Source organism: Phenylobacterium sp. (genome assembly GCF_016793225.1).
Classification (GTDB): domain Bacteria; phylum Pseudomonadota; class Alphaproteobacteria; order Caulobacterales; family Caulobacteraceae; genus Phenylobacterium.
In genome coordinates this window covers 1-6,474 of sequence record NZ_JAEUMN010000124.1, presented here as the reverse complement: position 1 = coordinate 6,474, position 6,474 = coordinate 1, and the positions used below count along the sequence as shown (strand labels likewise).

Here is a 6,474-nt window from a genome sequence, read left to right as displayed (position 1 = left end):
GTGCCGGTCTACGAGGACGGCCCGCCGGAATAGCCGACCGAGGCCAGCCACCCCGTCTCATGCGCGAGGCTCCGCAACGGTCCTCCCCCGCAGGGGGAGGGGGACCGCCGAAGGCGGTGGAGGGGGGCCAAGCTCGGCGCTCACCACCCCTCCGCCATGCTGGCGCATGGTTCCCCTCCCCTTGCAGGGGAGGACCGGGCGGGCGGCAGCCCCGCTCGGTCCTATCGCTCGGCGACGCCGGCGGCCATCTCGGCGTTGAAGGCCTTCACCGCCGCGGCGGGTCCGTCGGGGTGGTTCCAGACGCCGGCCGAGACGGCGACGAAATCCGCGCCCGCCTTCGCCAGGCCGCGCGCGGTCTCCACCGTGACGCCGCCGATGGCGACGCAGGGCGTCTCCATGGTCTCCTGCCAGATGGTCAGGATCTCGGGGTCGGCGCGGGTCTTCGGGTCCTTGGTCGTGGTGGGGAAGAACGCCCCGAACGCCACGTAGTCGGCCCCCGCCTCCGCCGCCTCCATGGCGAGGTGGCGGCTGTCGTGGCAGGTCACCCCCACCATCCGGTCCGGCCCCATGATCCGGCGAGCCTCGCGGTAGGGCGTGTCCTCCTGCCCCACGTGGACGCCGTCGCACCCCAGGCGGGCGGCGAGGTCGGGGCGGTCGTTCAGGATCACCGCGACGCCGCGCGCCTGGGCGATGGGCGAGAGCGCGTCGACGGCCGCGGCGACGATCTCATCGGGGACATCCTTGAGCCGGATCTGCAGCGCCGCCACGTCCCCGGCGTCCAGCGCCTGGGCCAGCGCGTGGCCGAACGCGGCGAGGTCGTCCAGGCGAGGCGGGGTGATCAGGTAGAGGCGGCAGGTGGGCGGGGCCATCGCCCGCCTTGGAGCCTATCTCAGCAGGAGCCGCAAGCCGTAGGCGATGGCCGCGGTGGAGAACGCGCCCGCCAGCGACAGCCCGGCGAACCAGGCCAGCCGCTTCCACAGCGGCGGGAGGGGCGCGCCCGGCTCGGGCGGGGGCTCAATGATAGCCGGCATCCGGCCCGACCTCGCCGCGGAACAGCCAGTACACCCACACGGTGTAGCCCAGGATGAACGGCAGGAGGATCGCCACGCCGCCGAGCACGAGCGCCAGGGCGTTGTCGGGCGACGCCGCGTCGCGGAAGGTCAGGTCGTAGGGCACGATGTTGGGGAAGAAGCTCACCGCCAGGCCCGCGTAGCCCGACAGGAAGACGATCCAGGCGCCCACGAAGGGCCCGGCGTGATGGCGCTGGGGCTTGCGCAGCGACCAGGCGACGCCGGCCAGGCCCGCCAGCCCGAGCAGCGGAATGGCCAGCAGCGGGGCGGCGCCGGCGTCCACCGTCCACGCGGCGTCGCGGACCTCCAGGCCCCACCGCGCCGCGATCCGGGGGTGCACGAGCAGGGTCGCGACGCTGACCACCGCCAGCAGCAGGGCGCTCGCGGCGCCGGTGATCCACGCCCAGCGGCGCGCCTGGCCGTGCAGTTCGTCCGCCGTGCGCCACACCAGCCAGGCCGCCCCGAGCAGCGCATAGCCGGCCACCAGCCCCACGGCGACGAGCAGGCTGTAGGGCGTCGCCCAGTCGAAGGGCCCGCCGGCGAAGGCGCGGCCCTCCAGCCGCACCCCCTGGATGAACCCGCCGAGCACCAGCCCCTGGGCCAGGGTCGCCGTCAGCGACCCGCCGGCGAACGCCAGGGTCCAGAACCGCTTGCCCCGGGCCCGCGCCCGGTGGCGGAACTCGAAGGCGCAGCCGCGCAGGACCAGCGCCAGCAGCATCACCACGATGGGCAGGTAGAGCGCCGGCATCAGGGCCGCGTAGGCGAACGGGAAGGCGGCGAAGAGCCCGCCCCCGCCCAGCACCAGCCACGTCTCGTTGCCGTCCCAGATGGGCGCGACGGTGTCCATCATCACGTCCCGGTCGGCGTCCGACGCCGCGAACGGGAAGAGGATGCCGATCCCCAGGTCGAAGCCGTCCAGCAGCACGTACATCAGGACGGCCAGGGCGATGACGCCCGCGGCGATCAGGGGCAGGTCCAGGCTCATCGGTCGGCCTCGTCCACGGGGGTCTCGGCCGCGTCGGGCGTGGCGCCCAGCGCATAGCCCGGCGGCCGGCCGCGCTGGGGCGGCGCCTCGGCGATCTCCTCGGGGCCCTGGGCGATCAGCCGCAGGATGTAGAGCACGCCCACGCCGAAGATCACGGCGTACACGGTCATGAAGCCGAGAAGCGAGGCCGAGACCTGGCCGGCCGTCACGGGCGAGACGGCGTCGGCGGTCCGCAGCACGCCGTAGATGACATAGGGCTGGCGGCCCACCTCGGCGACGATCCAGCCGCAGATGACCGCGACGAACCCCGCCGGGCCCATGACCACCGCGGCCCGCAGGTACCACCGGCTGTGCTCGGGTCCGGCGGTCCGCCAGATCAGGTAGGCGCCCCAGATGCCCAGGACGATCATCGCCAGCCCCAGGCCCACCATCACCCGGAACGCCCAGAACACGATGAATACCGGCGGGCGGTCCTCGGGCGCGAAGGCCTGCAGCCCCTTCACCTCGGCGTCGATGGCGCCGGCCGTGAGCAGGCTGCCGATGCGCGGGATCGAGAGTTCGAAGCGGTTGCCCTCGATCGCGCGGTCGGGCCAGGCGACGATATGGAACGGCTGCTCCGAGCGGGTCTCCCAGAAGGCCTCGATGGCGGCGAGCTTGGCGGGCTGCACCCGGCCGACCTCACGCCCGGACAGGTCCCCGACCACGAGCTGAAGGGGCGCCACGACGGCGAACATGCCGATCGCCATGCGCAGCGCGATGCGCGACTCCGGCTCCGCGCCGCGCCGCAGCAGCCGCCACGCCGAGGCGGCGCCCACCACCAGCGCGGTGGTGAGATAGGCCGCCAGCACCATGTGCGCGAACCGCTCGGGGAAGGTCGGCGAGAAGATAACCTGCAGCCAGTCCACGGCGCGCAGCTCGCCGTTGGGGAGCTGGATGAACCCCGTCGGGTGCTGCATCCAGCTGTTGGCCGAGATGATCCAGAAGGCCGACATCAGCGTCCCGCCCGCCACCAGGATCGTCGAGGCGAGATGCAGGCCCGGCCCCACCTTCTTCCAGCCGAACAGCATGACCCCCAGGAACGACGCCTCGAGGAAGAAGGCCGTCAGCACCTCGAAGGCGAACAGCGGGCCGATCACCGGCGAGGCGACGGCGGAGAAGACGCTCCAGTTCGTGCCCAGCTGGTACGAGAGCACCACGCCCGAGACCACGCCCATGCCGAACGAGATCGCGAAGATCTTCACCCAGAACAGGTAGAGCGTCTTGAAGGCCTCGCGCCGGGTGACGACCCAGATCGTCTCGAACACGGCCAGGAAGCTCGCCAGCCCGATGGTGAAGCTCGGAAAGATGATGTGGAACGCGATGGTGAACGCGAACTGCAGGCGCGACAGGAGCAGCGCGTCGAGGTCCATGACCTCTCCCTTCCGCAGACCGCCCCGTCCTTACCACACCCCCTCGTTGCCGTATCCCTGCAGAAGGGGAGAGAGCGGCGAGCCGGCGCGCCTCCGCACCACACTTGCGTACGTATCGCCATGGCGACAAGCTTCGCCACCAGCCGCCCTCGGGGGAGACCCGATGATCGTCCGCGCTCTCGCCCTCGCCGCTTTCGCCGCCGGCCTCACACTCGCCACGCCGATGGCCGCCAAGGCGCCCGCGGCCGACAGCCGGATCGGGAGCATCTGCACTCTGGGCGGGATCTTCGGCCTGCCCCCGTCCTGCCGTCCGCGGTAGCGACGCCTCACTGCGCCGCGGGGGAATTCTCCGAGATCTCTTCCAGGGTGCGGCCGACGGCCTTCGCGCCGTAGTCCACGGCGATGTCGCCCAGGGAGAGGATGCCGCAGAGCCGGCCCCCCTCGCCCAGCACCACCAGGCGCCGGATCTGCCGCGATCCCATCTTGGCCGCGGCGTCCGCCACGTTGTCGTCCTCGGCGCAGGTCTCGACGCCCTCGGTCATCACCTCGGCGACCGGCGTGTCCAGGCTGCCCGCCTCGGCCACGATCCGGAGCACGATGTCGCGGTCGGTGATCAGGCCGACGACCTTGCCGTCGTCGACGACAGGCACCGCGCCCGTCTCGATCCGCGCCATCGTCTGGGCCACCTCGCGCACGGTCGTGCGCGGCGTGGCGGTCACGACCTGGGCGGTCATCACTTCGCTGACGTTCATGGCCGTCCCTCCTAGCTGCTCTTGCGGTCGCCGCGGTCGCCGTCGCCCTTCTTGGCGACGGTCTTGGCCTTCTGGCGGCGGTCGGCCGCCAGCGATTTGCCGACGCTCACCTGGTCCTCGGTGAACTGGCCCTCGGCGTCCCTTCGGACGTAGCGCTTGGAATTGCCGGTATCGATGGTCTCGCGGGGCATCGGGTCCTCCTCGCTGTCTGTCAGCGAGGGAAAGGTCCGAACCGGGCAGGTCGTTCCGCAGGCCGACCCGGGCACCTGCGCCTCAGCTCTTCTGCCGCGACTGGACGCTGTCGAGATAGCGGATGATGGCCTGGACGTCCGAAGGCGGGAAGCTGAAGGCCGGCATGGCCGGATGGCCCGTCAGGATGCCCTCGGCCAGGGCCTCGGCCAGCATCTCGGGCTCGTAGCGCCTGTGCAGGTCGCGAAGGGGCGGCGCGCCGCGCAACGGGCTCGTGTCCTGCTGCTCCACGGCGTGGCAGCCCGCGCAGTGGCGGCGGACCAGCGTCTCGCCGCGGGCCAGGTCGACGTCGCGGGGCGCGGCCTGCGGGGCGGGCTGGCAGGCGCCGGCGGCGGCGGCCAGCGCCAGCATGCCGCCCAGCAGCCAGGCCGCGTGCGCCCTCGTCATCGCTCGAAGCTCCATCGGCATGGCCGCGCCTCCATCGGCCCACGATCCCCGGGTCCGCGGGGTTCGGCCTTGACGGCGATCAAGACCCGCTTCGCGTCACGCGTCCCAGGGCCGCCACGATCACCGCGGCGGCGAGGCCCGCCGGGGCGATGGTGAGGAAGACCTGTTCGGGCGTCGCGCCGGCGTTGCGCAGCTCTCCGGCGATCAGGGGCCCGAAGATCGAGCCGAGACGCCCGACGCCCACGGCCGCGCCGGCCCCGGCCGCGCGCAGGTGGACGGGGTAGATGAGCGGCGCGACGGCGTAGAGCGTGAACTGGGCGCCCATCACCAGGAAGCCCGCTGCGGCGCTGAGGGCCAGGATCGCGGGCGAGGCGTCGGCGAGGGCGAACCCCGCCATGGCGGCCGCCAGCGCGAGGTAGACCACAGCCAGGGGCCAGCGCCATCCGAACCGGTCGGCCACCGCCGCCACGGCCAGCGACCCCACGACGCCCGCGATGTTGAACGCCATCGCCGCGGCGAAGCCTTCCGAGGCGGCGTGCCCCTTGTCGACCACCAGCGTCGGCAGCCAGTTGAGCGCCAGGTAGAGCACCACGAGGGTGAGCATGAAGGCCGCCCAGACCAGGAGCGTGGGCGCGGCGCGCCGTTCGCCGAACAGGGCCCGCGTCAGGTTGCGGTCCGCCGACGGGTCGGGCTGGGGGCGCGTCTCCGGCAGCAGGAAGACCAGGACGGGCACGAGGACCAGCGGCGCCAGTCCGCCCGCCACGAAGATCGCGCGCCAGTCCAGCTCGGGCCCGGCCAGCCGCGCGATCAGCGCCGCCGTCGCCCCGCCCACGGGCATGCCGCAGAACATGGCGGCCACCGTGGCCGAGCGCCGCTCGGGCCGGCTGATCTCGACCGCGACCGCGATCAGGTTGGGCATGGCGCCGCCGAAGCCCAGGCCGGTGGCGAAGCGCGCCAGGAGCATGGTCTCGTACGACCCCGCCATGGCGGTGACGAGCGAGAAGAGCCCGAAGGCGGCGACCGAGGCCACGAGCACCGGCTTGCGCCCGGTGCGGTCGGCCGCCCAGCCGCCGATCAGGGCGCCGACGACGAGGCCGATCATGGCGGCGCTGCCCGCCCAGCCCAGCTGAGCCGGATCCAGCCCCAGCTCGGGCGCCATCAGCGGCGCGGCGACGCCGAAGGCCTGGATGTCGTAGCCCTCGACCGCGGCGATCAGGAAGCAGATGAGGACGATGAGCCGCGCGCCCGCGCGTCCGCCTGTGGCCGTAGTCATGTCGTGCGTCTCCCCGACTCACGCACCCGCCCCACCATCGCGCGAACACGGGCCCGGCGCCATGCTTGTGGCCAAGCTGCGTCACACCCGCGCCTGAAACCCGGCGCTGCCTTGGGAGTTAGGTGACCCGCCTCGACCGCGAGGCGCGCCAAGCTCGAAGGAGGCCAAGATGCGCAACAGGATTCTCGCCGCCGCGGTGTTCGGCGCGGTCGGACTTTCGCTGGCGGCCGTTCCCGCCCCGGCCGAGGCGGCCAAGCGGGTGCTCGTCTGCAAGAGCGTCAAGAAGTCCGCCAACAAGGGCACGGTGATCGGCGCGGTGGCCGGCGGCGTCCTGGGCAACCAGCTGGCC

9 protein-coding genes and 1 pseudogene are annotated in these 6,474 nt (G+C 72.8%); 2 read left to right on the top strand and 8 right to left on the bottom strand.

The window, feature by feature from the left end:
* Positions 1–221: 221 nt before the first annotated feature.
* The 4 genes from thiE to JNK30_RS14780 are packed head-to-tail and all read right to left on the bottom strand — an operon-like array spanning position 222 to position 3,464.
* The gene (gene thiE, locus JNK30_RS14795) at positions 222–869 is read right to left on the bottom strand and encodes a thiamine phosphate synthase (RefSeq protein WP_293483259.1); all 648 of its coding nucleotides are present in this window, start codon (positions 867–869) and stop codon (positions 222–224) included.
* Between the two features lie 15 nt (positions 870–884).
* Positions 885–1,031, bottom strand: coding sequence for a DUF2474 domain-containing protein (locus tag JNK30_RS14790; RefSeq protein ID WP_293483257.1), 147 nt, complete (start codon positions 1,029–1,031; stop codon positions 885–887).
* Entirely contained in the window at positions 1,015–2,055 is a 1,041-nt protein-coding gene (gene cydB, locus JNK30_RS14785; RefSeq protein WP_293483255.1) for a cytochrome d ubiquinol oxidase subunit II, read from the bottom strand. Before cydB ends, JNK30_RS14790 begins: the two co-directional genes overlap by 17 nt.
* Positions 2,052–3,464: a cytochrome ubiquinol oxidase subunit I gene (locus tag JNK30_RS14780; protein ID WP_293483253.1), complete on the bottom strand. Its 1,413-nt coding sequence runs from the start codon at positions 3,462–3,464 to the stop codon at positions 2,052–2,054. Before JNK30_RS14780 ends, cydB begins: the two co-directional genes overlap by 4 nt.
* 163 nt (positions 3,465–3,627) lie before the next feature.
* Between JNK30_RS14780 and JNK30_RS14775 the strand changes: the two genes are divergently transcribed.
* Entirely contained in the window at positions 3,628–3,783 is a 156-nt protein-coding gene (locus tag JNK30_RS14775; protein ID WP_293483251.1) for a hypothetical protein, read from the top strand.
* Positions 3,784–3,790: 7 nt separating this feature from the next.
* Here JNK30_RS14775 and JNK30_RS14770 read toward each other — a convergent pair whose 3' ends face one another.
* The 4 genes from JNK30_RS14770 to JNK30_RS14755 form a co-directional block, all read right to left on the bottom strand.
* Positions 3,791–4,216: a CBS domain-containing protein gene (locus tag JNK30_RS14770; protein ID WP_293483249.1), complete on the bottom strand. Its 426-nt coding sequence runs from the start codon at positions 4,214–4,216 to the stop codon at positions 3,791–3,793.
* An 11-nt stretch (positions 4,217–4,227) separates the two neighbouring features.
* Entirely contained in the window at positions 4,228–4,407 is a 180-nt protein-coding gene (locus tag JNK30_RS14765; RefSeq protein WP_293483247.1) for a hypothetical protein, read from the bottom strand.
* A gap of 82 nt (positions 4,408–4,489) precedes the next feature.
* Positions 4,490–4,852 carry a cytochrome c gene (locus JNK30_RS14760; RefSeq protein WP_293483245.1) on the bottom strand — a complete coding sequence of 121 codons (363 nt, stop codon included), beginning with the start codon at positions 4,850–4,852 and terminating at the stop codon, positions 4,490–4,492.
* A 79-nt stretch (positions 4,853–4,931) separates the two neighbouring features.
* A complete protein-coding gene (locus JNK30_RS14755; protein WP_293483244.1) occupies positions 4,932–6,125 on the bottom strand; it encodes an MFS transporter in 1,194 nt (397 codons plus the stop codon).
* Positions 6,126–6,294: 169 nt separating this feature from the next.
* Between JNK30_RS14755 and JNK30_RS14750 the strand changes: the two are divergent.
* Positions 6,295–6,474: pseudogene (locus tag JNK30_RS14750) on the top strand (glycine zipper 2TM domain-containing protein); the annotation flags it as partial.